This is a genomic window from Ralstonia sp. 110700041-2, assembly GCF_056280165.1.
The window spans coordinates 33,762-59,274 of the sequence record NZ_JBSFAI010000006.1 but is presented as its reverse complement, the minus strand read 5'-3'; the positions used below and the strand labels follow the sequence as shown (position 1 = coordinate 59,274).

Sequence of the window (25,513 nt, the reverse complement as noted above, 5' to 3'; positions counted from 1 at the left end):
ATTATCGCACCGGGCCGCCTGGTGTTCTGCCGCCCGGCCTAGCGGCCTACGCTCGCGTGGCAGACGGCAAAGTCGCCGCTGACATCAGTCCAGGCATGCAGGTCTTCGAAGCCGGCTTCGGCAAACATCATATGCAGGCTCGGCAGGTCGTATTTGACGGAGTTCTCGGTGTGCATGCGCTCGCCGGCAGCGAAGGCGCGCGCGTGCTTACCCCACCGAACCGTGACATCGCGACGCGCTTCCAGATGCATCTCAACGCGGTGCGCCTCTGCTCGGTACAGCGCGACATGACGCCAATCCCGCACGTCGAAATTCGCACCCAGGAGGCGATTCAGGTTGCGCAGCACGTTCAGATTGAAGGCCGCCGTCACCCCGAGCGGATCGTCGTAAGCGGCTTCGAGCCGTTGTGCGTCTTTGATGAGGTCGATGCCGATCAGCACGCTGTCGCCGGGGGCCGAAGCTTCGTGCAGGCGCGAGAGAAACGCCGCTGCCTCTTCCGGCGTGAAGTTGCCCAGGCTCGAACCGGGGTAAAACCACACGCGGCGCCCATCGCCGACGGCATCGGGCAACACCAGAGGCGCACACAGATCGGCGCCAATGCCGACCATCGGCAATTGCGGATGCTGACGCGCAAGCCCACGCAGCGTATCGCGGAGGAAATCCGCCGAAATATCGATCGCCACATATCGCGACGGTGCCAGCGTGCGGAACAGGCGCGCGGCCTTTTCACAGTTGCCGGCACCCAGGTCGATCAACGTGGCGCCGCGGCCCACGCGCATCGCGATCTCGGCCGCATGCAGGCTGAAGATGGCGGCTTCGGTGCGCGTCGGGTAGTACTCAGGCAGGTCGGTAATCGCTTCGAACAGACGCGAGCCGAGGGCATCGTAGAAAAACTTCGGGCTGATACTGGCCGCGGGTGCGAGCAGGCCTGCCTCCGCCTCGGCACGCAGCGCGGCGTCGTCTTCCGTAAAGAGCTGGTAGAAGGTCAAGCCCGCCCCAACGGCGTCGACCGTTGGCTGCGGCTGAATCAGACGGGCCAGCGCGCGGCGGGCATAGGCATCGGCGGACGGCTTGGTGGCCTGCATGGTGTCTCCCGTTGTGGGTGGAACGGCACGGTGCTGCATGGTCATGAAGGCCATCGACAGCGAGAAACGTGCCATCGCGCCTATGCCATCACCGCTCGCCGGTGGCGCGCGGATGAAATTGCAGCGTAGACGCCGCTTTGTGACAGCGCCACCGTTCTTTCGCCGGAGGGCGCCACAACGCGGCATCGCGCCAATCGTAAAAATCACCCACGCCGCTGAAAAAACCGCGCACAGCGCGTCATCGTGCCGATGTTGCGTTTTTGCAGCGCACAATCGGCCTGCTGCGATACAATGCGGACTTCCTCAAAGGGGAGTAGCTCGGGGGTTCTTCAGCCCCAGGCACGATCGTCATGACGAAGCGCAAGCTTCCGGTCGTGCCGGCACCAGCAGGTTCACAACCTGCGCGTGTCGAGCAAGACCTTTGCAACCGGATTTCATGGTCTGCAAAGCGTCCCGCCCCAGCACTCCATGCAGTCCGGTCAACCAATTTTTATTGTTGTTTGACTTGGAGCCGCCATGGAATGGTTGTCTGACATCTTCACCATGCAGTTTGCTGCCGCGCTGGCATCGATCATCGTCATCGACCTCGTGCTTGCGGGCGATAACGCCATCCTCATCGCGCTGGCGGCGCGCAACCTGCCGCCCGAGTTGCAGAAGAAGGCCATCATGTGGGGCGCCGCGGGCGCCATCATCGTGCGGGCGCTGATGACGCTGGCAGTGGTGTGGCTGCTGAAGATTCCCGGCCTGATGTTGGTAGGTGGATTGGCACTGGTGTGGATTGCGTGGAAGCTTCTGGCTGACGACGGCCCGGGCGGCGATGAACACGGCGCGGGCAGCTCCACCCTGTTGGGCGCCATGAAGACGATCGTCATCGCCGATGCGGTGATGGGCATCGACAACGTGCTCGCCATCGCCGGCGCATCGCACGGCAGCTTCCTGCTGGTGGTGCTGGGTCTGTTGATCAGCGTGCCGGTGGTGGTGTGGGGCAGCGGCGTGGTACTTCGCCTGATCGAGCGGTTCCCGATCATCATCTACGGCGGCGCGGCGGTGCTGGCTTATACGGCGGCGCACATGATCGTGGCTGAACCGGTCCTCAAGCCGTTCTTTGCTGCACATCCGCCGTTCAAGTGGGCGGTGTATGTGCTGGTGCTCCTGATCGTGCTGGGTGGCGGCTGGCTGGTGCAGCGTCGCCGCCAACAACCCGCCTAAGCCAGGATTGGCTGACCGGCGAGCACGCGCGCCAGCTTGGCGCGATCAATGTTGCCACCGGTCAGCGGCAGGCCGATACGCTGGCCGGCAATCCGCTCGCGCTGCTGCCATGCCCCCGCCAGGGCTGCGGCGGCAGCGCCTTCGGCCACGTTGTGGGTGGTGGAGAAATACAGGCGAATAGCCTCTGCCACCTCGTCATCCGTCACCGCAATGATGTGGTCGACGCCAGCGCGGATCACCTCCAGCGCCTTCGCATCCGGTGTGCGACATGCAAGCCCGTCGGCCAGCAGCGTCGATACCGGCGCCGACACCACGGTCCCGCTTGCGAAAGATTGCTCATAGCATCGCGCATGTGCTGACACGACGCCGACAATGCGCGTCGACAGCCCCAGCGCATCGCGCGCCCGCACCGCCGCGCAAATTCCCGAACCCATGCCGATCGGCACATAGACAACATCCAGCGGCGTGGCCTCGAGGAACTCCAGCCAGTAGCTTGCTACGCCGACGACCAGGTCATCGTGATACGAGGGCACGAAGTGCAAGCGACGTTCAGCGGCCAGTTGATCGGCCGCCTCGCGGCTGGCCTGGAAGTCATCGCCCGCTTCGATGAGCTCTGCGCCGAGCGCGCGTATGGCGGCGTTCTTCTCCACGCTGTTGCCATGCGGCACGACGATGTTGACAGCGATACCGTTACGACGCGCCGCCCATGCAATCGACTGGCCATGATTGCCGCGCGTCGCCGCTATCACACCACGCACCTGCGGCTCACGTTGGCGCAAGGCATGCAGATAAGTCAGCCCGCCGCGCACCTTGAACGCGCCCACTTCCGTGTGGTTCTCATGCTTCACGCACACCGCCGTGCCCATGGCTTGCGAGAGCAACGGCCAGCAGTACTGCGGGGTCGGTGGAATCACCGCATGAACGACGCTGGCCGCAGCGCGCAGATGGCGCAATTCAGCGGCACGGTCCAGCGATGCGGAGGTAGCTATGGGCGACATGATCATTCTCCGGCAGACAATTTGAAGCGATGAGGCCATCCTGCCCGCCCTGCCGCCCCTGGCACATCGACAATTCTGCGCTTTGTCAGTCCAGCCGTTCTGGCGATCCGACCGGGCCAGTTTCCAGACACTGCCGGTACAGTCGACACCGCACCGCTCAAGTTACAATGCGCCTCACCCGATTTCCGACGCCCCGCCTCTTCGCCCGCGCTCGCATGAAGCCTTATCTCGACCTGATGCGCCATGTCTACGAACATGGCACCGACAAAGCCGACCGCACCGGCACCGGCACGCGTTCCGTGTTCGGCCACCAGATGCGCTTCAACCTGCAGGACGGCTTCCCGCTGGTGACCACCAAGAAGGTGCACATCAAGTCCATCGTCTATGAACTGCTGTGGTTCCTCCAGGGCTCGACCAACGTGCGCTGGCTGCAAGACAACGGCGTGACGATCTGGGACGAATGGGCCGACGCCGACGGCGAACTTGGCCCCGTCTACGGCTCCCAATGGCGCTCGTGGCCGACGCCCAACGGCGAACATATCGACCAGATCGCCGAGCTGATTGCCCAGATCAAGCGCAACCCCGATTCGCGCCGGCTGATCGTGTCTGCCTGGAATGTGGCCGACATCCCGCGCATGAAGCTGCCGCCCTGCCATGCGTTCTTCCAGTTCTATGTGGCCGACGGCAAGCTGTCGTGCCAGCTTTACCAGCGCAGCGCCGATATCTTCCTCGGCGTGCCGTTCAACATTGCGAGCTACGCGCTGCTCGTGCATATGGTTGCGCAACAGACCGGCCTCGATGTGGGCGATTTCGTCTGGACCGGCGGCGATTGCCACCTCTACAACAACCACTTCGAACAGGTCGAGACGCAACTCGCGCGCGAACCGCTGCCGCTGCCGAAACTGCACATCAAGCGCAAGCCCGAGAGTATCTTCGACTACCAGTACGAAGACTTCGAGATCGTGGGCTACCAGAGCCACCCTGCGATCAAAGCGCCGGTGGCCGTGTAACCGTATGACCATTCTGACGCTCATCGTCGCCCGCGCCCGCAATGGCGTGATCGGCCGCAACAACACGCTGCCCTGGCGCCTGCCAGAAGACCTCGCGCACTTCAAGCGCACCACAATGGGCGCGCCCATCGTAATGGGCCGCAAGACGTACGACTCGATCGGCAGGCCGCTGCCGGGCCGTCGCAACATTGTCGTTACGCGCAATGCCAAGCTTGAACTGCCGGGCTGCGAAATCGCGTATTCGATGGAAGACGCGCAACGCCTGTGTGTGGGCGCCGAGCAGATTTTCCTGATCGGCGGCGCGCAACTGTATGCGGATGCCCTGCCAAGCGCGGATCGCCTGATCGTGACCGAGATCGACGCCGATTTCGAAGGCGATGCGCACTTTCCCGCGCCGGACCCCAAGGTCTGGCGCGAAGTCTCCCGCGAGACGCACCACGCGGCAGCGCCCAACGATTTCGACTACGCGTTCGTTACCTATGAACGCCCCCCATCGGACGAGCAGTAACCGCAGCAGGCAATAAAAAACGCGCTCAGTTTCGAGCGCGTTTTTTATTTCGGCTGGAGCGATTTATTCGCCGGCAATCGTCATCTGTTCGATCAGGATCGAGCCCGTTTCCTTCGTACCGCGCACCAGCGCATCCGCGCCGATGGCGACAATCTGGCGGAACATCTCGCCCAGATTGCCCGCGATCGTGATCTCTTCCACCGGATATTGGATCACGCCGTTCTCCACCCAATAGCCCGACGCGCCGCGCGAATAGTCGCCCGTCACATAGTTCACGCCCTGGCCCATCAGTTCGGTCACGAGCAGACCCGTGCCCATGCGGCGCAGCATGCCGGCAAAGTCATCTTCGGCGGTCGTTTTGTCGGAGAACAGCGTCAGATTGTGCGAGCCGCCCGCGTTGCCGGTGGTCTGCATACCGAGCTTGCGCGCGGAATACGTCGACAGGAAGTAGCCCTCCACGACGCCGTTCTTCACCACATCGCGACGCTGCGTGCGTACGCCTTCCTCGTCGAAGGGCGCGCTGCCCATCCCGTTGAGAACATGCGGGTCTTCCTTGATCTGCACATGCGGCGCGAACACTTCCTTGCCCAGCGTATCGAGCAGGAACGTCGACTTGCGGTACAAGGCGCCTCCCGACACGGCCTGCACGAACGCGCCCAGCAAACCCGCAGCCAGCGGCGCCTCAAACAACACCGGGCACTTGCGGGTCGTCAACCGGCGCGCGGACAAACGCGCCAGCGCGCGTTCCGCCGCGTACTTGCCGATCGCTTCCGGCGCGGCCAGATCGTCCGGCGAGCGCTTGGACGAGTACCAATCATCGCGCTGCATATGCGCGCCCGAACCGGCGATCGGCGCGGCGGAAATGAAGTGACGCGAATACGGGTAGCCCGCCATGAAACCGCGCGACGTGGCCAACACGAAGTGCGAATGCTGGGCAGAGATGCTGGAGCCATCGCTGTTGCGGATCTTTGGGCTCACGGCAAAGGCAGCGGCTTCAGCGGCGCGCGCGATCTCCACGGCGGCTTCGGCGTCGATCATCCATGGGTGATAGAGCTGCAAGTCTCGCGGGTGCTTCTCCAGCAGTTCTTCTTCTGCCAAGCCGGCGCAATCATCGTCGGCTGTGAAGCGCGCGATGTTGTAGGCGGCCTCGACGGTGGACCGCAGTGCTGCCGGCGAAAAGTCCGACGTGCTGGCGTTGCCGCGCTTCTTGCCCAGCATGACGGTCACGCCAACAATCTTGTCGCGGTTCTGCTCGATGGTCTCGATCTCGCCCTTGCGCACCGTGACCGACAGGCCCTGGCCTTCGGAGATTTCCGTTGCGGCATCAGAGGCGCCGAGTTCGCGTGCAATGCGCAGCACATCGGAGGCCATCTCCTCGAGCTGTTCGCGGCGGTAGGCAAACACAGGGGCGGTCTTGGAATCGAGCGTTTGAGACATAGGCAATAAAGGGAGAAACGGGTGCCGCGATTTTGCCAAAAGCGGGCTGAAGCGCCCATCATAGCAAGATACAATGCGCGCCATGAGCCGAGCATCCCGACACAACCCTACGTATCTGCAACCTGTCGTGCGCACCGACATCGGTGACGAGGACGATCCGGATACGCCCAAGAGCAAATCGCAGCGCAAGCGCGAAGTGAACGCCTTGCAAGACCTGGGCACTGCCCTGGAAGCGCTGCCCAAGGACAAACTCGCGAAGGTGCCGCTGCCCGAAAAGCTGGTCGACGCCCTGCGCGAAGCCAAGCGCACCACCGCCCATGAAGGCAAGCGCCGCCAGATGCAGTACATCGGCAAGCTGATGCGCGCCCTGACCGACGACGAGGTCGAAGCCATCCGTCGCGTGCTGGCCACCTTCGTTGGCGCCTCCAAGGCGGAAACCGCGCGCCTGCATGCCATCGAGCGTTGGCGCGACCGCCTGATCGCCAGCGACGACGCCATCACCGAGTTCATTGCAGCGCACCCGGACGCCGACGTGCAGGCGCTGCGTACGCTGGTGCGCAATGCGCGCAAGGAAGCGCAGTTGGCCAAGCCGCCTAAGTCGTCGCGCGAACTGTTCCAGATGGTCAAGCAAGCCCTGTCTGCCAACGACCGCGACGAAGACGATGCCGATCAACCCGAAGCCGAAGACGACGAAGCATGACCGCCCCTGCCCCCTCCGCGCCGATCACCCGCCGCCACCCCGACGAACTGATCGTTGGCTTTGTGTCGATTTCGGACCGCGCCTCGGCCGGCACCTATCAGGATGAAGGGATTCCGGCGCTGCGCGACTGGTTTGGCGCCGCGCTATCGTCGCCATGGCAATGCGTGGAGCGACTGATTCCGGACGAACAGGCGGCGATTGCCGAAACCCTGATCGACCTCGTCGACCATGCCGGCTGCGATCTGGTGCTCACCACGGGCGGCACCGGCCCCACGCGCCGCGATGTGACGCCCGAGGCCACGCTGGCTGTCGCCACCAAGGAGATGCCGGGTTTTGGCGAGCAGATGCGCCAGATCAGCCTGAACTTCGTGCCGACGGCGATTTTGTCGCGTCAGGTGGCGGTGATCCGTGAAACGCCGTCACGCGCCACCCTGATCATCAACCTGCCCGGTCAGCCGCGCGCCATCAAGGAAACGCTGGAGGGCTTGAGGGATGTGGAGGGCCTCGCCACGGTGCCAGGCATCTTTGCAGCCGTGCCCTACTGCATCGACCTGATCGGCGGCCCGTACGTCGAGACGCACGACAGCGTGGTCAAGGCCTGGCGGCCCAAGCACGCTGTGCGCGCAAAACCGCAGCAGGTTTAATGCTTACTTACGGGGCGACCGACGATGCCAGTGCTTCAGCGTCGGGCGTTTGCGGCACATCGCGGATGAAGTGCTCGCGGTAATAGCGCAGTTCTTCGATCGATTCGATGATGTCTGCAAACGCCGTGTGCCGCTGGTGCTTCGTAAAACCCTTGGCAATAGCCGGTTGCCAGCGCTTGCAAAGTTCCTTGAGCGTGGAGACATCCAGGTTGCGGTAATGGAAGTACGCCTCCAGCTTGGGCATGTAGCGCGCCATGAAGCGGCGGTCCTGGCAGATGGAGTTGCCGCACATCGGCGACTTGCTCTTCGGCACCCACTTCCTGAGGAATGCCAGGAGCTCCGCTTCCGCTTCCGCTTCGGTCGTGGTCGACGCCTTGACCTTGTCGATCAGGCCCGAACGGCCATGCGTGCCCTTGTTCCACGCGTCCATGCCGTCAAGCAGCTCGTCGGATTGATGGATCACCAGCACCGGGCCTTCAGCCAGGATGTTCAGCTCTGAATCCGTCACCACCACGGCCACTTCGATAATGCGGTCGTTCTCGGGGCTCAGGCCGGTCATCTCCATGTCGAGCCAGATCAGGTTGTTGTCGCTCTTGGCTGCAACGCGGTTCGGGGTCGACGGGGAAGCGGCGGACGGGGAAACAGGGGTACTCACTGGGGTGCTCACTCAAGGGCCTTGAGAAAATGACTGAAGGCTATAATTTTCGCATATCTGATAGGTGTTTCCCCACATGCCCGCCCCGACCGTCTTTAGCGTTGTCTTCCTGATCGCCCTTGTATTGATGTCCGCCACGCGCCTGTGGCTGGCCGCGCGGCAAGTCCGTCACGTGGCGCGTCACCGCGATGCCGTGCCTGCGCAGTTCGCCGAGTCGATCACACTGGACATGCACCGCAAGGCCGCCGACTACACCATCGCCCGCACCCGTCTGGCGATGCTCGAAGTACCGGTTCAAGCCGCCCTACTGATCGCGCTGACGCTGCTCGGGGGGCTGAACTGGATCAACCAGGCTTGGCTGGGCGTGTTCGGCCCCGGTTACGCGTATGGCGTGGCGCTGATCGCGTCGGTCATCGCGATCAGCAGCGTGGTCGAATTGCCGTTTTCGCTGTACGCCCAGTTCGTCGTCGAAGAGCGTTTTGGGTTCAACCGCATGACGTTCAAGCTGTGGCTGGCCGACAACCTCAAGGGCCTGGCCATCGGAACCGTGCTGGGTCTGCCGCTGCTGCTGGCAGTGCTCTGGCTGATGGACAAGATGGGCGCGTACTGGTGGCTGTACACCTGGATCGTGTGGATGGCGTTCATGCTGTTTGTTCAGGCCATCTACCCCAACGTCATCGCACCGCTCTACAACAAGTTCACCCCGCTGCAGGACGAGGAAATGCGCTCGCGTATCGAAAGCCTGCTCAAGCGCTGCGGCTTCGCCAGCAAGGGCCTGTTCGTGATGGACGGCAGCCGCCGCAGCGCCCACGGCAACGCCTACTTCAGCGGCTTTGGCGCGACCAAGCGCATCGTCTTCTTCGACACGCTGCTCGCCCGCCTGAATCCGTCCGAAATGGAAGCCGTGCTCGCGCATGAGCTGGGCCATTTCAAGCGCCATCACATCACCAAGCGCATCGCCGTGACGTTCGTGCTGAGCCTGGGTGCTCTGGCGCTGCTCGGCTGGCTTATGACGCGTACCTGGTTCTACCTGGGCCTGGGCGTCGCTCCGAACCTGTTCTCCGACAACCACGCGCTGGCGCTGATGCTGTTTTTCCTGGTACTGCCGGTGTTCACGTTCTTCGTCTCGCCGCTGGCGAGCCTGTCGTCGCGCAAGGACGAGTACGAAGCGGACGCCTTTGCCGCCGAGCACGCCGACGCCAATCAACTTGTCTCGGCGCTGGTCAAGCTGTTCCAGGACAACGCATCGACGCTTACGCCGGACCCGGTCTACTCAACGTTCTACTATTCGCACCCGACGGCATCGCAGCGCGTGGCGCGCCTCGTGCAGGCCCGCACAGCATGACGCGCGGCAAGCTGGGCCGCGCCCATAAGCAGGCTGCCGCCGGCGAACACGGGCTTGTCATTGCCGCGCACGGGCGCCATTACCTGGTAGAGCGCGAGGGCGGCGGTTTCCTGCAATGCTTCCCACGCGGCAAGCGCAGCGAATGCGCCGTCGGCGATCGCGTGGTCTATGAAGCCGCCGCCGTTGACCAAGGCGTTGTCGTGCGCGTAGACGAGCGCCGCAACCTGCTCCACCGCTCCGACCAGTTCAAATCGAAGGTGCTGGCCGCGAACCTGGATCAGGTCATCATCATGCTTGGCACCGAGCCGAGTTTTTCGGAAGACCTGCTCGGCCGCGCGCTCGTCGCGGCAGAATCCCTGGGCATCACCCCGCTGATCCTGCTCAACAAGATCGACCTGACCGCACGGCTGGAGACTGCTCGCTCACGCCTGGCGCTCTATCGAGAGCTGGGTTACACCATCGTTGAACTGACCGTGCACGGCGCGCCAGAAGCCGCGCATGCCGCGCTCGAACCGCACGTGGCGGGGCGCGCATCGATCCTGATCGGGCAGTCGGGTATGGGCAAGTCGTCGCTGCTGAATTTGCTGATTCCGGGTGTGGATGCGCAAACGCGCGAGATCTCCGAGAAACTCGACTCCGGCAAGCACACGACCACGTTCACGCGGCTCTATCACCTCCCCGCCGAATGGGGCAAGGGCGGCGTGCTGATCGACTCGCCGGGCTTCCAGGAATTCGGCCTGCATCACTTGAGCGAAGGCATGCTGGAACGCGCCTTCCCCGAATTCCGCCCACGTCTGACCGAGTGCCGCTTTTATAACTGCCGTCACCTGCAGGAACCCGGCTGTGGCATTCTGGGCGCGATGGCCGAAGGCAAGATCGATCCGCGCCGACACCAGCTTTACGCGCAACTGCTGCACGAATCGGAGCAGCAGAAGCCTTGGTAACGGCTTCGTCATACGCTCAGGGAGGGTGGGATGAAGTTGCTGATCAGCAGTCCATCGCTCGGCATGGCGGCGCACTGGCAGAACGTGCTGTCTGCCGCCGGCATCCGCACTGAGCTGCGCAACATCTACCTGAGCAGCGTCGCGGGTGACGTTCCGCCGCAGGATTGCGCTGCGCAGGTCTGGCTGGTGAACCCGGCACAGGAAGCGCAGGCCCGCGCACTGGTCGATCAGGCGCAGCACCCGCCGACCGGGCCGGCATGGCGTTGCGCACATTGCGGAGAGAGTCACGAGCCGCAGTTCGCCCAGTGCTGGCGCTGCGGCAACAACCGCGAGGATGCGGCGTGATTGATCGTTCGGCGACTAAGCGTCGTGCCGCATCAGCCGAGCCACACGGCAATCGACAGCATCGCCAGCAGCAGCATCCACAACACCACGGCGCGCCACACCAGCCCCACAGCTGACTGCAAGGTACGCACGTTCGGCTCCTGCCCCACTTCCATGGGATAGGCGCCATCCTCGTCGGCAATGCTATCGGCCGAATCGCGTTGCGGAATGGGCGTGCCAAGACGCACGCCGAGCGCGCCACCGCCGGCCGCCAATAGGATTCCATTCACTTCGTCATTCCACTTGGCAGCGCGGTTGCGCCAGGCGTACACGGCATCTTCGAAGTTGCCGACGATGGAAAAGCCGATCGCAGTGAGACGCGCAGGGACGTAGTCGATGATGAAAAACGCCTGACGGGCAAAGAGACCTAGCGCGGGGCTACGCTCCGTCGACGTATCGCTCCAGTGGCGAGCGAGGTATTCAGCGCCACGGTATAGCACCACACCCGCCGGCCCGATCGGCACCAGGAACCAGAAGAACACACCGAACACATGACGATGCGCCGCAACAATCGCGCACTCCAGCGTATGGCGGACGATCTCATTGACCGGCATGTCGGTCGTGTCCTGCCCCGACCATTCGTTGAGCAGCAGGCGCGCAGTGACAACGTCATCACTGCGCAGTGCCTCATGGATATCGGTGAAGTAGTGACTGAACTGGCGGAAGCCGAGCGTCAGGTAAACCATCAGGACGTTCCACAGGAACGCCAGCCCAAGACTGATCGACGACAGCAGGTAGTGCACCAGTGCCACGACCACCACGGCCGGCAGCGTGACCACGCACCAAGCGAGGACGGCATCGCGACGAAGGCCGGTGTCGAACCATTCTTCTGCCCGCGCAGCCAGTGCGCGCACGACGTCGTAGATCGGGTTGTCCCGGCTGAGCGCACGGAACTGTTCGAGAATCAGCGCGCAGAGTACGGAGAAGAAAGTCATTGGAAGGGCGTTGCGAAGGCGTGGATCACACCGTGAATGCGATGTGCAAGACGATAGCACACAGCGTGCGCGCAACAGCGCACAGGGTGCCCATATTCGCGTCGGCGCTACGCTGCCAGCAGGTGATACAGGTTGCGCAGCATGCCCGCCGTCGCGCCCCAGATGAAGTGGTGGCCAGAGTCAGGCGCTTGGTCAGATCGCCCAGATCGCCGGTAAGGCATCGCATAGAAACGACGCACGCGGTCTTCCCACCGCAGCTCGCGCACTTCGTGGTTGGCCGGATCCATCAAAAAGGCCAGCGGCACTTCAAACACCTCGGCCACTTCACTTGGGTCGGGTTGCAGCGTGAAATCAGGCGCGAGCAATCCGACAATTGGGCTCACATGGAAACCGGTCCCGGTGATGTAGTCGGGCAAGCGACCGATCACTTCGATGTGTTCGGCACTAATGCCGACCTCTTCCATCGTCTCGCGCAGCGCCGTGTCGACCATGTCACGGTCAAATTCTTCGCGTCCACCGCCCGGAAAGCTGACCTGGCCGGCATGTTGGCTAAGCGATGCATTGCGTTGCGTCAGCAGCACCGTCAAACCCGCCTCGCGCTGCACCAGCGGCACCAGCACCGCCGCCTCGCGCAACTTGAGCGAAGCGTCGATCAGGCGGGATTCGTCCGTCTGTTCCGGTTGCCAGTCGGGCTGCGTCTGCAGCCGCTCGCGCACGAACTCGGCGGTCAGCCGCGGGAGCCCAAGCGCCGGCAATGATGCCTCGGTCGGCACCACCGGTAACTGCTCAGGGTCGAACACGGGACGGCGCATACGATGGGAATGAATGAGTCGAGGGCGGAAGACATAGATGGGGTCAATCTTCCGCCGCAGAAGAGAAAAAAGGCACCCGAAGGTGCCTTTTCGCAACGCGCGCAGATTACTCCGCAGCGGCTTCCTTGCGCTTGAAGGTCAGCTTCTCCTTGATGCGTGCCGACTTGCCCGAGCGTTGGCGCAGGTAGTACAGCTTCGCACGGCGCACATCACCGCGACGCTTCACTTCGATGCTGGCAAGCAGCGGCGAGTACAGCTGGAACGTACGCTCCACGCCTTCGCCAGAAGAGATCTTGCGAACGATGAACGACGAGTTCAGGCCACGATTGCGCTTGGCAATCACGACGCCTTCATACGCCTGCACACGCTTGCGGGTGCCTTCAACGACGTTCACGTTGACGATCACGGTGTCGCCAGGGGCGAACGGGGGGATCGTCTTGTTGGCCGTCAGGCGCTTGATTTCTTCCTGCTCGATTTGCTCGATGAGATTCATCTTTTTCTCCTTGACCATCATGCCGGCGTTTTGCCCAGTCGGTTGACCGTGGCCCCGGTAGAGGATGGGAACTTCACTTGGCCGAGCCTTCCGGACTGGAAGGCTCTGACCCCTTTGCCGTTATCGCCGCGGCAGCGAGGAAGACCTCATCGCTGCGGGACAACAAACCCTGCTTGCGCGCCGCCTCGATCAGATCGGGCCGCTTGCGCATCGTGTTCACCAGCGCCTGCTGGCGGCGCCATTTCTCGATCTCGGCATGGTGGCCACCCAGCAGCACATCGGGCACACGCACACCTTCATACTCTTCCGGCCGCGTGTAGTGCGGGCAGTCGAGCAAGCCATTGACGAAACTGTCTTGCACCGCCGACTGCGCATCGCCCAGCACGCCGGGCAACTGCCGCACCACGGCGTCGATGATCGCCATTGCTGCAATCTCACCGCCGGAGAGGACGAAATCGCCAAGGCTGATTTCCTCATCCACGCGGCGGTCGACCAGACGTTGATCAATCGCTTCGTAGCGTCCGCACAGCAACGTGAGCGCCGGCAACTGCGCCAGTTCCATCACCCGCTTGTGCGTGAGCGGCTTGCCTTGCGGCGACAGCAACACCACATGCGAAGCCGCCGGCGCTTGCGCCGCTTGAATCGCATCCAGCGCGGCCTCTAGCGGCTTCGCCAACATCACCATGCCCGGGCCACCGCCGTACGGGCGGTCGTCTACGGTGCGGTAGTTGTCCGTCGTGAAATCGCGCGGGTTCCAGGTGCGCAACGTGTACACCTGCTGTTTGGCTGCGCGGCTGGTGATACCCCAGTCCGTCAGCGCCCGGAACATGTCCGGAAACAGCGAGACGACGTCGAACTGCATCGCCGAATTCTCCGGCCGCATGTTCAGTAATCCAGACCCCAGTCGACGACGATGCGCTTGCCTGCCACATCCACCGACTTCACGTAAACCTCGACAAACGGCACGAGCCGCTCGACCTCACCTTCACCGACGATACGCAGGATTTGATGCGCACCGTTGTCGATCAGGCCTCCCACCGTGCCAAGCGTTTCCTGTTGCTCGTTGACGACCGTAGCGCCGATCAGATCGACCCAGTAAAACTCGTCATCATCCGGCTCGGGAAAATCGGCCCGGCTGACCCACACGGCATAGCCGCGCAGCGCCTCGGCGACATTGCGATCGGGTGCGGCAGGCGAACCTGCCACCACCGTGCCGCTATGCTCACGCGACGTGCCAACGGGAAACACCCGCCAGTCCGCTGACGTTGCCAGTGCGCCAGCAGCCGGCTTGAGCCACCAGGTACGGGCATTCAGCAGCGCGTCGGCGTCGCCGTGCAACTGGACCTTGATCCAGCCGCGAATACCGTAGGCCCCACCCACATAACCCACCTCGACGAGATCGTCGGGGAGCGTCGGGTTGGTGCCCGTGCCCGGGCGCATGGCTTGCAGCCGTTCGGCAACCTTTTGCGAGGTTGCCTGCGTTGCAGCAGCCACAGGACCGGGCCGTGTCGATGCGGCGCGCGTCACAGCAGGAAGTACTCGGACGGCACCGTCGATCGACGCATGCTAAAACTTAGGCAGCCGCCTTCTTGGCGCCTTGCTTCACCAGACGGGCAACCGTCGGCGACAGCTGTGCGCCCACGCCTTCCCAGTAGGTCAGGCGGTCTTGCACGATGCGCAGACCTTCTTCGCCTTCACCGGCGAGCGGGTTGTAGAAACCGACGCGCTCGATGAAACGGCCATCACGGCGGTTACGCGAGTCGGTCGCAACGATATTGAAGAACGGGCGCTTCTTGGAGCCACCGCGGGCCAGACGGATCACGACCATGGATCTTTTCCTTGAAAAACTGGGTATGCGTACAGAGAAACACGCAAGTATAGCGCAGTTTCTCCGACCAAACAAACACTTAGGCTAGGCGAGAGTGTGCGCCCGATGGCACGCGTGGCGCGCAGCGTACTTGATTCCAGCCGTTGTGCTTGCCGCTTGGCTTGATGCGGTGCCCGCAGCACTCGCCGCTCTACCGATCGAGTCACTCCGTGTACCGCCCGGATTCCATGTCGAAGTGCTCACCGACGCGATGCCCGCTGCACGTGAAATGGCGCTTTCTCCGGCCGGCATTCTCTATGTGGGCAGCCGCGCGGGCAAGGTCTACGCGATGTCGTTGCTGACGCCAAACGCACCGATCCATGTGGTGGCGTCCGGACTGCAACTCCCGGTTGGCGTGGCATGGCGTGACGGCAACCTTTATGTGTCGGCAGTTTCGCGCGTGGTACGGCTCGATGGCATCGACGAGCGGCTCGCCAATCCGCCCCGACCGGTGGTCATCAATGACACCTTACCGACGGAGACGCATCACGGCTGGAAGTTCATCGCGTTCGGCCCCGACGGCAAGCTGTATGTGCCGGTGGGCGCACCCTGCAATATCTGCCGCCCCGATGAAAACCGGTACGCCAACATCATGCGCATGAACGCCGATGGCAGCAGCCTGGAACTCGTGGCGCGCGGCATCCGCAACACTGTCGGCTTCGACTGGCACCCGACCACGCGCGAATTGTGGTTCACCGACAACGGCCGAGACCTGATGGGCGACGACGTGCCCGATGACGAGCTAAACAGCGTCACCAAACCCAATGCGCACTTCGGGTACCCGTTCTGCCACGCGGGCAACATTGCGGACCCGGAATTTGGCGCCGGTCATCCGTGCAGCAACTACGTGCCGCCCGTCGCCAAGCTCGGGGCACACGTAGCGGCGTTGGGCATGCGGTTCTATACAGGCGGCAGTTTTCCGACGGAGTACCGGAACAACATCTTCATTGCCGAGCACGGCTCGTGGAACCGATCATCGAAAGTCGGCTACCGCGTCATGCGCGTCGTATTGGACGCTGCCAGCAATGTAACGAAGCAGGAACCGTTTGCTTACGGCTGGCTGCAAGGCGAACAGGCGTGGGGCCGCCCCGCGGATGTACTCGTGGCGCCCGATGGCAGCCTGCTGGTGTCCGACGACTTGGCCGGCGCTGTGTATCGCATCCGCTACACCGGAAAATGACCTCTACGTCGCCCAACGCCCAAGCAAAGCGTGCACGAAACATCTCGTTACATGGGTAACGTTCGGACAGTGGATGCCCGCTGAGTGAAGCCTTACATTGACAGGCATGAACACGCGCTGTCGATCTCTCTTGCAACTGCCAGAAGCACGCGGCGCGTGGCGCTTTCAAATCCTTGCCCGACAGGAGATAGCCATGCCGATCCGCGCATTGCTTCGCCCCTTGGCGGCAGGCGTTCTGATCGTCGCCTCTGCGGGCGCTGTGGCTGCCAACGCATCGGCGCGTCAAACCGCCGTCGCCTTCGCAGAATCCACCATGCCCGCATGGACGCAAGCGGCACAGACCATGCCGCAAGAGCGTCCGCTGGTGGCGCAATTCTTCGCTGACAGCCGGGGCGAGCAGGCCGCCCGCATCCGCGCGCAGATGGAACGCATGGAAGCACGCGCCCGGGCCGACGATCGCCTCAACGGTCGGATTCAGCCCCGCGACGGCGGCGGCCGCGGAGACTGGCAGCAGCAGGAACGCATGCGTCAGGAACGAGGAAACGGCGACCAAGGCAACTGGCACGGCTCGCGCCGGGGCTGACGCGCCGCTCCCATATTTCACATCCCGGAACCTGGCGGGAACGCCTGAGTCGGATTGGATGGCACGTGTACGCGGTTGATGCGACCGTGCCATCACACCAATCACAACGACAACAGGTGCTTCAATGTCATTCCCTCGCCGCCGCCATGTGCGGCTTATCCTCGGTCTGGTTTGGACCACGGCATTCATGCTGATGCTGGCTCACCTGCTTTACGGCGTGCGCGACCAAACGCCTCGACTGCAGCAGGATTCGACGGTTTCGATGAGCGTGCCGTCGCTGCGTCCGGTTCCGATTTAGTGACCCTGCCTCTCCCGCCGCAAACGCTACGCCGCGTTGCGCGCCTCCGGCCAAACTGACGGCCAATTCCCCAAGTTGCTGATGCGTCTTTAAGACGCGCTCCCGGCGCCGCCGTTTGGCTGCGCCGCGGTTGACGTTGGGCGTAGAATGCGCGGCGCTGTGTTGTCTTGCCGTGTGTTCACCGCCCGCTATGCCTACGACCACTCTTCAAAAAAAATCCAAGCTGCTGACCGTGCTGCTCGCCTTCCTGTTCGGAAGCGTGGGCGCGCATCGTTTCTATCTCAAGGGCGGACGCGATTTCTGGGCATGGTCGCAGGTCTTTGCCATGGTGCTCGGTGTGGTCGGCGTGGCGTTGCTGTGGTCGACGCAGCGCGCGAGCGTCCCGGGCTGGGTCTGCGCGATGATCGGCGGATCTTCAGTGTTGGCCGGTTACCTGTCAGCCCTCGTCTACGGCCTGCGCCCCGACGACAAATGGGACGCACAATTCAATGCCGACGGCACGCCTACACATTCGGGCTGGCCTGTCGTACTGCTCAGCGTTCTCACGCTGATGATCGGCACGGGCCTGCTGATGGCCGGCTTGGCCATCACCTTCCAGACCTATTTCGAAACGCAGGTGCAGGCAGCGAAAGAGCTGTCGCAGTAGTCAAAACAAACTGCCCTGGCGCTCGTCGACCGGCTTTCGCGGTTTGAGGGCACGCGTGGGCGGCTTGAACTGCGAGGTGTCGAGCACCCGTTCGTTGTAGCGGTGGTAGCTGAAGCCGAGCCTGTCGGCGGCCTTGTAGAAACGCTGCCGCAACAAGTCGGCCCAGATGCCGGTGCCGCGCATGCGCGTGGCGAAATCCGCTTTGTAATCCTGCCCGCCGTGCAGATCACGGATGCGATTCATCACGCGTTGCGCGCGGTCGGGGAAATGCGCCATCAGCCAGTCCTGAAACACCGCGTTCAGCTCGTTTGGCAAGCGCAGCACGATATAGCTCGCGTACGTGGCGCCTGCCTCGTGCGCGGCTTCCAGAATCTGCTCCATGTGGTCGTCGGTGATGAAGGGGACCATCGGGGCGACGCTGACACCCACCGGAATACCCGCCTCTGCCAGCGTGCGAATCGTGCGCAGGCGGCGCGATGGCGTGGCAGCGCGGGGCTCCAGCTTGCGCGCCAGATCAGCGTCGAGCGTGGTGATTGTGACGGCGGCTACGACGAGATTCTTCGCCGCCATCGGGGCGAGCAGATCGATGTCGCGCTCGATCAGTGTCGACTTGGTGATCAGCCCGACAGGGTGATCGCAATCGTGCAGCACCTGCAGCACGTCGCGCGTGATGTGCAACTCGCGCTCGATTGGCTGATACGCATCGGTGTTCACGCCCAGCGCAATCGCTTCGCAGCGGTAGCCGGGCTTGGCCAGCGTTTCGCGCAGCACCTCCGCGGCATTGGTCTTGGCGAACAGCTTGGTCTCGAAGTCCAGCCCGGGCGACAGCTCCAGATACGCATGCGTCGGCCGCGCAAAGCAATACACGCAACCATGCTCGCAGCCACGATACGGATTGAGCGAGACCCCAAACGGAATATCCGGCGACTGGTTATGGCTGAGGATGGAGCGCGCACGCTCGATGGAGACGCTGGTCTCGATGCGAGGCGGCGCGTCATCCGGATCGAGGTGCCCGACAAGCGGTTGCCAGCCGTCATCGACGCGCGTACGCTCGTCGCGCTCGAAGCGGCCTTGCAGATTGGACGTGGCGCCGCGTCCCTTGCGGGGGACGTGGCGATTGGACATGTCGGACACAGCGGAAAAGATTGGATGCGGGGGCTTGCTGATCGTATCGCATCCGCTCCCGCTCCGCTGTGGGTGACGCCGGCTACGCCTCGGGATCGAGTCTCACTTCCCAGAGCGATTTGCCGTCGAGATCGTGCAGCGATACGTGCATCGTGCGCGTGATCGGGTCGATCTTGGCGCGACCGTAATACTGCTGCAGCGCCGCGGGCGACTGGTTCTGCGGATTGTCCTTTGGAATGCTGACGTAGCGCAGGTCCGGCCCAAAGGTCTGGTCCACTTCGTTCGGCCCGAACGTGCCCGCGTTGATCGGCCCACCGACGAACTCCCAGAACGGTTTGAAATCCGTGAACTTGGCACGCGACGGGTGGTAGTACGTAGCCTGCGCGTAGTGCACGTCAGCCGTCACCCAGACCACGTTCTGGATGTTTTCCTGCTTGATGAAGCGCAGGATCTCGGCCAACTCCAGTTCGCGGCCCGACGGCATGCCGTCATCCGCATTGGCCCACGCTTCATAGGTGCCCTTGGGCACATCGGGGTTCAGATCAGGCACCACCAGCGAGATCGGCATGTCGCTGGCAATCACCTTCCACGTCGCCTTTGACTGCTTGAGCGATTGCTTGAGCCACGCCGCCTGTGCCGGGCCGAGGAAGGCCGAATCGGCATCCAGCCGGGTCTGGCGGTTCGGCGAATTGCGCCCGCGATAGCTGCGCTCGTCCAGCATGAACACGTCGAGCAGCGGGCCGTACTGGAACGCGCGGTAGATCTGCTCTGGGTCGATCGGATTGAAGCGGAACGGGTTGTACTCGAACATCGCCTGCTTCGCGCGGGCCGCCAGCAGCGATGCGCTGCGCTCCTGATAGCGCTTCTCTTCCGGGCCGATCTGCTGGCCGGGGTACCAGTTGTTGCGCACCTCGTGGTCGTCCCACTGCACAAGGAACGGCACTTCGGCGGAAAACGCGCGCTTGTTCTTGTCGAGCTGGTTGTAGGCGAAGGCGCCGCGGTAGTCGTCGAGCGTCTGTGCAACGTGCGATTTGGCCTCGGTAACGAGGTTGGTCCACAGCGCGCCGTCGGGCAGTTTCACCTCGGCCTGGATCGGGCCGTCGGCATAGATCTGATCGCCGGAGTGGATGAAGAAGTCGGGCGATTCGCGGCGCATTGCCTCATACAGACGATAGCCACCGAAGCGCTCGTTGATGCCCCAGCCTTGGCCGGCTTCATCGCCAGAGAAGACGAAGCAGATCGGGCGATAGGCCGACACGGGTGCCGTGCGGAAACGGCCGGTAACGGGCTCGCTGAAAGCCTTGTCCTGCACAAGGTCCTGGAAGCGCACGCGGTAGAACAGGTCTGCGCCGGCTGGCAGGCCGGTCAGGTCGACCCGAGCTGTCAGGCCGTTGCTTTCAAGGGCTGCGGGGCCGATGCGACGCGCGACGTTCTTGAAGGCGGCGTCCGTCGAGTATTCGACGATCATGCGTGCCGGACGATCGGATCGGCTCCAGACAATGGCGCTGTCGGCCGTGATGTCACCACTCATCACACCGCCGGGCACTTGCGGGCGCAGGCGCTCGGAGGTCACTGTGGCCGGTGCGGCGCCCTGGGCCAGCACGTCGCCGATACGCGAGCTGAGGAGCGCGGTGCCGCTGGCGGAAACGAGGCCTTTGATCAGCGTGCGGCGGGTCGGCTTGAAGATCGGCTGGTCGGACATGGGGGCTCAGGTGTCGGTGATGAACGTGCCGGCCAGCGTAAGGTGTTTCCGTGACAACGCTACGTCACCCGCCCGCTTCCGTCACATCGATGGCGAGCGTCTCCTTGATCTCCTCCATCACGATGTAGCTCTTGGACTGCACCGCGCCCGGCAACTGCAGCAGGATGTCGCCCAGCAAGCGTCGGTATTCGCCCATCTCGCGAATGCGGGCTTTGATGAGGTAATCGAAATCGCCGGACACGAGGTGGCACTCCAGCACCTCCGGAATACGCAGCACCTCGCGCCGGAACTGCTCGAACATGTTGCCGGACTTACTGCCCAGACTGATCTCCACGAACACCAGCAGCGAAGCGCCCAGCATGGCGGGGTTGAGCCGCGCGTAGTAGCCGAGGATGAAGCCCTCGCGCTCCAGGCGCTTGACGCGCTCGATGCACGGCGTAATGGTCAGGCCGACCGCCTCGGAGAGTTCCTTCATCGACAGGCGCCCGTCCTTTTGCAGCAGGTCGAGAATCCGCCGATCGAGCTTGTCGAGTGCCCGGACGGGCTTACGCTGGGTTCGCATGGCCTAAAACACCCCAAAAATCAAAATTGTTTCTGTTTCCGATAAATATACAGAAACAATTACTGGAATTGTGCGAATACGATAGCGACATCTATCGTAAATGCATCTCCGGGGAGTATCACCATGCGCGTGCTCGTTCTTGGTAGCGGCGTGATCGGCGTGACGAGCGCCTATTACCTGGCCCGTGCGGGCCATGAAGTCACTGTCGTCGACCGCGAAGCGGGTCCGGCGCTGGAGACGAGCTTCGCCAATGCTGGCCAGATCTCGCCGGGCTATGCGTCGCCGTGGGCCGCGCCTGGCGTACCGCTCAAAGCCATCAAGTGGATGTTCCAGCAGCACGCACCGCTGACGATCCGCCCCGACGGCACCCTCTTCCAGCTCAAGTGGATGTGGCAGATGCTGCGCAACTGCGACGCCGCCAGTTATGCGCAGAACAAGGAGCGCATGGTCCGCCTGGCTGAATACAGCCGCGACTGCATCCGCGACCTGCGCGCCGATACCGGCATCGCCTACGAAGGCCGCCAGCAAGGCACGCTGCAAATTTTCCGCACCCAGCAACAGCTCGACGGCGCCGCGAACGACATCGCCGTGCTCGAGCGCGCCGGCGTGCCGTACGAACTGCTTTCGCGCGAAGACCTCGTGCGCAGTGAACCGGGCCTGGCCTCGACCCGCCACAAGCTGGCCGGTGGCTTGCGCCTTCCCAATGACGAAACGGGCGATTGCCAGCTCTTCACCACGCGCCTGGCCGCGATGGCGGAAAAGCTCGGCGTGCGCTTCCGTTTCAACAGCACGATCAACAGCCTCATCTTCAAGAACGACGCCGTCCGCGGGGCGCTGGTCGACGGCCAGCCGATCGACGCCGATCTCGTGGTCGTGGCGCTGGGCAGCTACAGCACACCGTTCCTGAAGAACCTGGTGAACGTGCCGGTCTACCCGCTCAAGGGTTTCTCGATCACCGTACCGATGACAGATGCGGGGAAGAGCCCCGTATCCACCATCCTGGACGAGACCTACAAAGTGGCCGTGACGCGCTTTGACGACCGCATCCGCGTGGGCGGCATGGCGCAGATTGTCGGCTACGACAAGCGCCTCGACCCAGGCAAGCGCAAGACGCTGGAGTTCGTGGTCAACGATCTGTTCCCGGGTGCCGGGGATGTCTCGCGCGCGACGTTCTGGACCGGCCTGCGCCCGATGACGCCGGACGGCACGCCCATCGTGGGCCAGACGCCCGTGCGTGGCCTGTGGCTCAACACTGGCCACGGCACGCTGGGTTGGACCATGGCCTGCGGCTCGGGCAAGCTGCTGTCCGATCTGGTGTCGGGCCGCTCGCCTGCCATCCGCTCGGATGACCTTTCTGTGTATCGCTACCTGGGCGGCACCCAGATGCCGGCAACCAAGCCTGCGCTGGCCTGATCGCCTACGCTGCATGCGATAAAAAAGGGAGGCAGGAGCCTCCCTTTTTTTGTCCGGCTGATGCCGCTCAGAACAGGACTTCCGGCACCGCACCGATCGTCTCGCCGCCCGTCAGCACACTCTGCGCAATACCCGGTGCCTGCGTGAGCAGCACATCGGCAAACACGCGTGCCGTGGCGATCTTCGCGCCGTAGAAGTTCGGGTCTTCGCTCTCGCGGTCGATCGCCACCAGCAGCGCACGCGCCATCTGCCAGCCCGACAGCACGATGCCGCACAGGCGCAGATACGGTACGCTGCCTGCGAAGACGGCGTTCGGCTGCGCCTTGGTCTGGGCGACCACAAAGCGCACCACCGATTCCAGCGCCTCGCGACCGGCTGCCAGACGCGCACGCATCGCATCGCAATGCGCACCGCCCTTCGCAGCCAGGGCCGCTTCCACCTTGGCGATTTCCGCGCAGATGCCCAAGGCCACCGCGCCCCCATCACGCACCGTCTTGCGGCCGATCAGGTCGTTGGCCTGGATGGCCGTGGTGCCTTCGTAGATCGGCAGGATGCGCGCATCACGATAGAACTGCGCGGCGCCCGTCTCTTCGATAAAGCCCATGCCGCCGTGCACCTGCACGCCCAGGCTCGTCACGTCGATCGACATCTCGGTGCTCCAGCCCTTCACGATCGGCACCAGGAATTCGTACAGCGCCGCGTTCTGCTTGCGTGCTGCGTCATCGGCAGCGTGATGGCCGGCATCGCACGCTGCGGCAGCCACATAGGCCAGCGCACGCGCGCCTTCGGTCATGGCGCGCATCGTCAGCAGCATGCGCTTCACATCCGGGTGGTGAATGATGGGCACAGCTTTGGCAGCAGAGCCATCCACCGGGCGGCTCTGCACGCGGTCACGCGCATAGGCCACGGCCTTTTGGTAAGCGCGCTCCGACACGCCAATGCCCTGCATGCCGACCGCATAACGCGCCGCGTTCATCATGATGAACATGTATTCCAGGCCGCGATTTTCTTCGCCGACCAACGTGCCGATCGCGCCTCCATTGTCGCCAAACTGCAGCACGGCCGTCGGGCTCGCCTTGATGCCGAGCTTGTGTTCGATCGACACGCAGTGCGCATCGTTGCGCGCGCCCAGCGAGCCATCTTCATTGACCATGAACTTCGGCACCACAAACAGCGATATGCCCTTGACGCCTTCCGGCGCGCCCGGCGTACGCGCCAGCACGAGGTGGACGATGTTCTCGGCCATATCGTGCTCGCCCCAGGTGATGAAGATCTTTGTACCGAAGATCTTGAACGTGCCGTCGCCCACCGGCTCGGCGCGCGTGCGCACGAGTGCCAGGTCGGAGCCGGCCTGCGGCTCGGTCAGGTTCATCGTGCCCGTCCATTCGCCCGAGATGAGCTTGGGGACGAAAAGCTGCTTCTGTTCTTCGGTGCCGGCCGTCAGCAATGCCTCAATGGCGCCATCCGTCAGCAACGGGCACAGTGCGAACGACAGGTTGGCCGCGTTCAGCATTTCGATACACGCCGTGGCGATCAGCTTGGGCAGGCCCTGGCCGCCGTATTCCAGCGGATGCTGCACGCCCTGCCAGCCGCCTTGGCCGAACTGCGCGAACGCCTCCTTGAAACCTGCAGTGGCCGTGACGACGCCGTCCTTCCAGCTGCTCGGGTTACGGTCGCCCTCCACATTCAGCGGCGCAACGACTTCGCCAGTAAAGCGCGCGCTTTCTTCCAGCACGGCCTGCGCCGTGTCGGCGGTAGCGTCTTCAAAGCCAGGCAGCTTCGCGACGTTGTCCAGGCCGGCCAACTCGTTCATCACGAACAGCATGTCCTTGACTGGGGCTTGATAGGTCATGTCTCTCTCCAACTCTGGTTAAGCGCGATCAGGACAGTGCCGCATCGAGTGCGTGACGCGCTCTCCTGATGGCGCTCGCGTATAAAAAAGCCGTTTCCAAACAGGTCGGAAACGGCTTTGCGTCGGGCATTGCAGCGCACGTCAAACCAAGCGCGCTGCGCGGTGCGATCAGCCCAGTGCGGCCACCAGCTCCGGCACGACGGCATTCAGGTCGCCCACGAGGCCGTAGTCCGCCACCTGGAAGATCGGCGCTTCCGGATCCTTGTTGATCGCGACGATCACCTTGGAATCCTTCATGCCGGCCAAGTGCTGGATCGCGCCCGAAATACCGACGGCGATGTACAGCTGCGGCGCGACGATCTTGCCGGTCTGGCCGACCTGGTAGTCGTTCGGCACGAAGCCGGCGTCCACTGCCGCGCGCGAAGCACCTAGCGCAGCGCCCAGCTTGTCGGCCAGCGGCGTCAGCACCTTGGTGTAGTTCTCGCCCGAGCCCACGCCACGGCCGCCCGACACGATGATCTTCGCGGCGGTCAGTTCCGGGCGGTCGCTCTTCGTCACTTCGCGCGAAACGAATTGCGAGATGCCGGTGTCAGCCACGGCGGTCAGGTTTTCGGTAGCAGCCGAACCACCTGTCGCGGCAGCCGGGTCGAATGACGTGCCGCGCACGGTGATCACCTTCACCTTGTCGGCCGATTGCACGGTGGCAATTGCGTTGCCGGCGTAGATCGGGCGCTCGAAGGTGTCCGGGCCGTCGACCTTGGTGATGTCGGACAGCTGGGCCACGTCCAGCTTGGCGGCCACACGCGGCAGGATGTTCTTGCCGTAGGCGGTGGCGGGCGCCAGGATGTGGCTGTAGTTGCCGGCAATGGCCAGGGCCTGTTCGGCGACGTTCTCGGCCAGGCCATCGGCAAATTGGGGCGCGTCGGCCACCAGAACCTTGGCCACGCCGGCTATTTGCGCAGCGGCCTGTGCAGCGGCGCCGCAGCCAGCACCGGCCACCAACACGTGGACGTCACCGCCGCATTGGGCGGCTGCCGTCACGGTGTTCAGCGTCGCGGCCTTGATGGTTTGATTGTCGTGTTCAGCAATAACGAGTGAGGTCATCTTGATCTGCCTGTTCGGTGTG

Annotated in this window: 28 protein-coding genes; 13 read left to right on the top strand and 15 right to left on the bottom strand. The window is 63.4% G+C overall.

Features of this window, described 5'->3' with window-relative positions; all coding sequences use genetic code 11:
* Positions 1-38: 38 nt before the first annotated feature.
* Entirely contained in the window at positions 39-1,085 is a 1,047-nt protein-coding gene (gene egtD, locus ACUXH0_RS10280; RefSeq protein ID WP_024542244.1) for an L-histidine N(alpha)-methyltransferase, read from the bottom strand.
* A 516-nt stretch (positions 1,086-1,601) separates the two neighbouring features.
* On the opposite strand from egtD, the gene ACUXH0_RS10275 reads away from it, so the two are divergent.
* Positions 1,602-2,294, top strand: a complete 693-nt coding sequence (locus ACUXH0_RS10275) for a TerC family protein (RefSeq protein ID WP_182594251.1) — start codon at positions 1,602-1,604, stop codon at positions 2,292-2,294.
* Here ACUXH0_RS10275 and ACUXH0_RS10270 read toward each other — a convergent pair.
* A complete protein-coding gene (locus ACUXH0_RS10270) occupies positions 2,291-3,292 on the bottom strand; it encodes a threonine dehydratase (protein WP_182594250.1) in 1,002 nt (333 codons plus the stop codon). The two genes, ACUXH0_RS10275 and ACUXH0_RS10270, sit on opposite strands and share 4 nt — an antisense overlap.
* A gap of 215 nt (positions 3,293-3,507) precedes the next feature.
* Between ACUXH0_RS10270 and ACUXH0_RS10265 the strand changes: the two genes are divergently transcribed.
* Entirely contained in the window at positions 3,508-4,302 is a 795-nt protein-coding gene (locus ACUXH0_RS10265) for a thymidylate synthase (RefSeq protein ID WP_041668026.1), read from the top strand.
* A 4-nt stretch (positions 4,303-4,306) separates the two neighbouring features.
* A complete protein-coding gene (locus ACUXH0_RS10260) occupies positions 4,307-4,810 on the top strand; it encodes a dihydrofolate reductase (RefSeq protein WP_027677843.1) in 504 nt (167 codons plus the stop codon).
* Between the two features lie 63 nt (positions 4,811-4,873).
* On the opposite strand, the gene pmbA is transcribed toward ACUXH0_RS10260, so the two are convergent.
* The gene (gene pmbA / locus ACUXH0_RS10255) at positions 4,874-6,247 is read right to left on the bottom strand and encodes a metalloprotease PmbA (protein ID WP_182594249.1); all 1,374 of its coding nucleotides are present in this window, start codon (positions 6,245-6,247) and stop codon (positions 4,874-4,876) included.
* Between the two features lie 82 nt (positions 6,248-6,329).
* On the opposite strand from pmbA, the gene yjgA reads away from it, so the two are divergent.
* Positions 6,330-6,947, top strand: coding sequence for a ribosome biogenesis factor YjgA (gene yjgA / locus ACUXH0_RS10250; RefSeq protein WP_310735961.1), 618 nt, complete (start codon positions 6,330-6,332; stop codon positions 6,945-6,947).
* Positions 6,944-7,591: a molybdopterin adenylyltransferase gene (gene mog / locus ACUXH0_RS10245; RefSeq protein ID WP_182594247.1), complete on the top strand. Its 648-nt coding sequence runs from the start codon at positions 6,944-6,946 to the stop codon at positions 7,589-7,591. The genes yjgA and mog overlap by 4 nt, the downstream gene beginning before the upstream one ends.
* A gap of 7 nt (positions 7,592-7,598) precedes the next feature.
* Here mog and orn read toward each other — a convergent pair whose 3' ends face one another.
* Positions 7,599-8,246, bottom strand: a complete 648-nt coding sequence (gene orn / locus ACUXH0_RS10240) for an oligoribonuclease (protein WP_404944694.1) — start codon at positions 8,244-8,246, stop codon at positions 7,599-7,601.
* 76 nt (positions 8,247-8,322) lie between these two features.
* Between orn and ACUXH0_RS10235 the strand changes: the two genes are divergently transcribed.
* From ACUXH0_RS10235 to ACUXH0_RS10225, 3 genes are read left to right on the top strand one after another with little or no spacing between them, the layout of a single operon-like run.
* Entirely contained in the window at positions 8,323-9,591 is a 1,269-nt protein-coding gene (locus tag ACUXH0_RS10235; RefSeq protein ID WP_182594245.1) for a M48 family metallopeptidase, read from the top strand.
* Positions 9,588-10,535, top strand: a complete 948-nt coding sequence (gene rsgA / locus ACUXH0_RS10230; RefSeq protein WP_004629131.1) for a ribosome small subunit-dependent GTPase A — start codon at positions 9,588-9,590, stop codon at positions 10,533-10,535. The genes ACUXH0_RS10235 and rsgA overlap by 4 nt, the downstream gene beginning before the upstream one ends.
* 30 nt (positions 10,536-10,565) lie before the next feature.
* On the top strand, positions 10,566-10,880 hold the full coding sequence (locus tag ACUXH0_RS10225) for a hypothetical protein (protein ID WP_182594244.1): 315 nt from the start codon (positions 10,566-10,568) through the stop codon (positions 10,878-10,880).
* A 32-nt stretch (positions 10,881-10,912) separates the two neighbouring features.
* Here ACUXH0_RS10225 and ACUXH0_RS10220 read toward each other — a convergent pair whose 3' ends face one another.
* From ACUXH0_RS10220 to rpsP, 6 genes are all read right to left on the bottom strand, one after another.
* Entirely contained in the window at positions 10,913-11,854 is a 942-nt protein-coding gene (locus ACUXH0_RS10220) for a CobD/CbiB family protein (RefSeq protein WP_004629134.1), read from the bottom strand.
* Positions 11,855-11,961: 107 nt separating this feature from the next.
* Entirely contained in the window at positions 11,962-12,666 is a 705-nt protein-coding gene (locus ACUXH0_RS10215) for a CoA pyrophosphatase (RefSeq protein ID WP_004629136.1), read from the bottom strand.
* Between the two features lie 106 nt (positions 12,667-12,772).
* Positions 12,773-13,159 (bottom strand): 50S ribosomal protein L19, encoded by a 387-nt coding sequence (gene rplS, locus ACUXH0_RS10210; protein ID WP_004629138.1) that lies wholly within the window; start codon positions 13,157-13,159, stop codon positions 12,773-12,775.
* 73 nt (positions 13,160-13,232) lie between these two features.
* A complete protein-coding gene (gene trmD, locus ACUXH0_RS10205) occupies positions 13,233-14,021 on the bottom strand; it encodes a tRNA (guanosine(37)-N1)-methyltransferase TrmD (protein ID WP_182594243.1) in 789 nt (262 codons plus the stop codon).
* Between the two features lie 23 nt (positions 14,022-14,044).
* Positions 14,045-14,599: a ribosome maturation factor RimM gene (gene rimM / locus ACUXH0_RS10200; protein WP_004629143.1), complete on the bottom strand. Its 555-nt coding sequence runs from the start codon at positions 14,597-14,599 to the stop codon at positions 14,045-14,047.
* Positions 14,600-14,732: 133 nt separating this feature from the next.
* The gene (gene rpsP, locus ACUXH0_RS10195) at positions 14,733-14,987 is read right to left on the bottom strand and encodes a 30S ribosomal protein S16 (RefSeq protein WP_004629147.1); all 255 of its coding nucleotides are present in this window, start codon (positions 14,985-14,987) and stop codon (positions 14,733-14,735) included.
* A gap of 145 nt (positions 14,988-15,132) precedes the next feature.
* On the opposite strand from rpsP, the gene ACUXH0_RS10190 reads away from it, so the two are divergent.
* The 4 genes from ACUXH0_RS10190 to ACUXH0_RS10175 all read left to right on the top strand — a co-directional run bounded on the left by ACUXH0_RS10190 (position 15,133) and on the right by ACUXH0_RS10175 (position 17,733).
* Complete coding sequence (locus tag ACUXH0_RS10190) at positions 15,133-16,206, top strand: PQQ-dependent sugar dehydrogenase (protein WP_182594291.1); 1,074 nt, start codon at positions 15,133-15,135, stop codon at positions 16,204-16,206.
* 193 nt (positions 16,207-16,399) lie between these two features.
* Positions 16,400-16,789, top strand: coding sequence for a hypothetical protein (locus tag ACUXH0_RS10185; protein ID WP_012435153.1), 390 nt, complete (start codon positions 16,400-16,402; stop codon positions 16,787-16,789).
* 124 nt (positions 16,790-16,913) lie between these two features.
* Complete coding sequence (locus ACUXH0_RS10180) at positions 16,914-17,087, top strand: hypothetical protein (RefSeq protein WP_004629154.1); 174 nt, start codon at positions 16,914-16,916, stop codon at positions 17,085-17,087.
* A 190-nt stretch (positions 17,088-17,277) separates the two neighbouring features.
* A complete protein-coding gene (locus tag ACUXH0_RS10175; protein WP_012435152.1) occupies positions 17,278-17,733 on the top strand; it encodes an NINE protein in 456 nt (151 codons plus the stop codon).
* On the opposite strand, the gene ACUXH0_RS10170 is transcribed toward ACUXH0_RS10175, so the two are convergent.
* The 3 genes from ACUXH0_RS10170 to ACUXH0_RS10160 form a co-directional block, all read right to left on the bottom strand.
* Entirely contained in the window at positions 17,734-18,858 is a 1,125-nt protein-coding gene (locus ACUXH0_RS10170; protein WP_182594242.1) for a PA0069 family radical SAM protein, read from the bottom strand.
* Positions 18,859-18,940: 82 nt separating this feature from the next.
* Positions 18,941-20,560, bottom strand: a complete 1,620-nt coding sequence (locus ACUXH0_RS10165) for an alkaline phosphatase D family protein (protein WP_182594241.1) — start codon at positions 20,558-20,560, stop codon at positions 18,941-18,943.
* A gap of 64 nt (positions 20,561-20,624) precedes the next feature.
* Positions 20,625-21,122, bottom strand: coding sequence for an Lrp/AsnC ligand binding domain-containing protein (locus ACUXH0_RS10160; RefSeq protein WP_182594240.1), 498 nt, complete (start codon positions 21,120-21,122; stop codon positions 20,625-20,627).
* 123 nt (positions 21,123-21,245) lie between these two features.
* Between ACUXH0_RS10160 and ACUXH0_RS10155 the strand changes: the two genes are divergently transcribed.
* Positions 21,246-22,535 carry a D-amino acid dehydrogenase gene (locus tag ACUXH0_RS10155; protein WP_182594239.1) on the top strand — a complete coding sequence of 430 codons (1,290 nt, stop codon included), beginning with the start codon at positions 21,246-21,248 and terminating at the stop codon, positions 22,533-22,535.
* A gap of 67 nt (positions 22,536-22,602) precedes the next feature.
* Here the strand turns inward: ACUXH0_RS10155 and ACUXH0_RS10150 are convergent, their stop codons facing one another.
* Positions 22,603-24,387, bottom strand: coding sequence for an acyl-CoA dehydrogenase (locus ACUXH0_RS10150; protein ID WP_024973153.1), 1,785 nt, complete (start codon positions 24,385-24,387; stop codon positions 22,603-22,605).
* Positions 24,388-24,555: 168 nt separating this feature from the next.
* Complete coding sequence (locus ACUXH0_RS10145) at positions 24,556-25,491, bottom strand: electron transfer flavoprotein subunit alpha/FixB family protein (protein ID WP_182594238.1); 936 nt, start codon at positions 25,489-25,491, stop codon at positions 24,556-24,558.
* Positions 25,492-25,513: the final 22 nt, after the last annotated feature.

Coding starts and splice junctions, on each gene's coding strand:
- ACUXH0_RS10155 (WP_182594239.1), top strand. CDS start 21,246: ATGCGCGTGCTCGTTCTTGGTAGCGGCGTGATCGGCGTGACGAGCGCC.
- trmD (WP_182594243.1), bottom strand. CDS start 14,021: ATGCAGTTCGACGTCGTCTCGCTGTTTCCGGACATGTTCCGGGCGCTG.
- ACUXH0_RS10265 (WP_041668026.1), top strand. CDS start 3,508: ATGAAGCCTTATCTCGACCTGATGCGCCATGTCTACGAACATGGCACC.
- ACUXH0_RS10175 (WP_012435152.1), top strand. CDS start 17,278: ATGCCTACGACCACTCTTCAAAAAAAATCCAAGCTGCTGACCGTGCTG.
- ACUXH0_RS10165 (WP_182594241.1), bottom strand. CDS start 20,560: ATGTCCGACCAGCCGATCTTCAAGCCGACCCGCCGCACGCTGATCAAA.
- rimM (WP_004629143.1), bottom strand. CDS start 14,599: ATGCGCCCGGGCACGGGCACCAACCCGACGCTCCCCGACGATCTCGTC.
- rpsP (WP_004629147.1), bottom strand. CDS start 14,987: ATGGTCGTGATCCGTCTGGCCCGCGGTGGCTCCAAGAAGCGCCCGTTC.
- ACUXH0_RS10220 (WP_004629134.1), bottom strand. CDS start 11,854: ATGACTTTCTTCTCCGTACTCTGCGCGCTGATTCTCGAACAGTTCCGT.
- ACUXH0_RS10185 (WP_012435153.1), top strand. CDS start 16,400: ATGCCGATCCGCGCATTGCTTCGCCCCTTGGCGGCAGGCGTTCTGATC.
- mog (WP_182594247.1), top strand. CDS start 6,944: ATGACCGCCCCTGCCCCCTCCGCGCCGATCACCCGCCGCCACCCCGAC.
- ACUXH0_RS10160 (WP_182594240.1), bottom strand. CDS start 21,122: ATGCGAACCCAGCGTAAGCCCGTCCGGGCACTCGACAAGCTCGATCGG.
- ACUXH0_RS10145 (WP_182594238.1), bottom strand. CDS start 25,491: ATGACCTCACTCGTTATTGCTGAACACGACAATCAAACCATCAAGGCC.
- yjgA (WP_310735961.1), top strand. CDS start 6,330: ATGAGCCGAGCATCCCGACACAACCCTACGTATCTGCAACCTGTCGTG.
- egtD (WP_024542244.1), bottom strand. CDS start 1,085: ATGCAGGCCACCAAGCCGTCCGCCGATGCCTATGCCCGCCGCGCGCTG.
- rsgA (WP_004629131.1), top strand. CDS start 9,588: ATGACGCGCGGCAAGCTGGGCCGCGCCCATAAGCAGGCTGCCGCCGGC.
- ACUXH0_RS10180 (WP_004629154.1), top strand. CDS start 16,914: ATGTCATTCCCTCGCCGCCGCCATGTGCGGCTTATCCTCGGTCTGGTT.
- pmbA (WP_182594249.1), bottom strand. CDS start 6,247: ATGTCTCAAACGCTCGATTCCAAGACCGCCCCTGTGTTTGCCTACCGC.
- ACUXH0_RS10275 (WP_182594251.1), top strand. CDS start 1,602: ATGGAATGGTTGTCTGACATCTTCACCATGCAGTTTGCTGCCGCGCTG.
- ACUXH0_RS10150 (WP_024973153.1), bottom strand. CDS start 24,387: ATGACCTATCAAGCCCCAGTCAAGGACATGCTGTTCGTGATGAACGAG.
- ACUXH0_RS10170 (WP_182594242.1), bottom strand. CDS start 18,858: ATGTCCAATCGCCACGTCCCCCGCAAGGGACGCGGCGCCACGTCCAAT.
- ACUXH0_RS10235 (WP_182594245.1), top strand. CDS start 8,323: ATGCCCGCCCCGACCGTCTTTAGCGTTGTCTTCCTGATCGCCCTTGTA.
- rplS (WP_004629138.1), bottom strand. CDS start 13,159: ATGAATCTCATCGAGCAAATCGAGCAGGAAGAAATCAAGCGCCTGACG.
- ACUXH0_RS10270 (WP_182594250.1), bottom strand. CDS start 3,292: ATGTCGCCCATAGCTACCTCCGCATCGCTGGACCGTGCCGCTGAATTG.
- ACUXH0_RS10215 (WP_004629136.1), bottom strand. CDS start 12,666: ATGCGCCGTCCCGTGTTCGACCCTGAGCAGTTACCGGTGGTGCCGACC.
- ACUXH0_RS10260 (WP_027677843.1), top strand. CDS start 4,307: ATGACCATTCTGACGCTCATCGTCGCCCGCGCCCGCAATGGCGTGATC.
- ACUXH0_RS10225 (WP_182594244.1), top strand. CDS start 10,566: ATGAAGTTGCTGATCAGCAGTCCATCGCTCGGCATGGCGGCGCACTGG.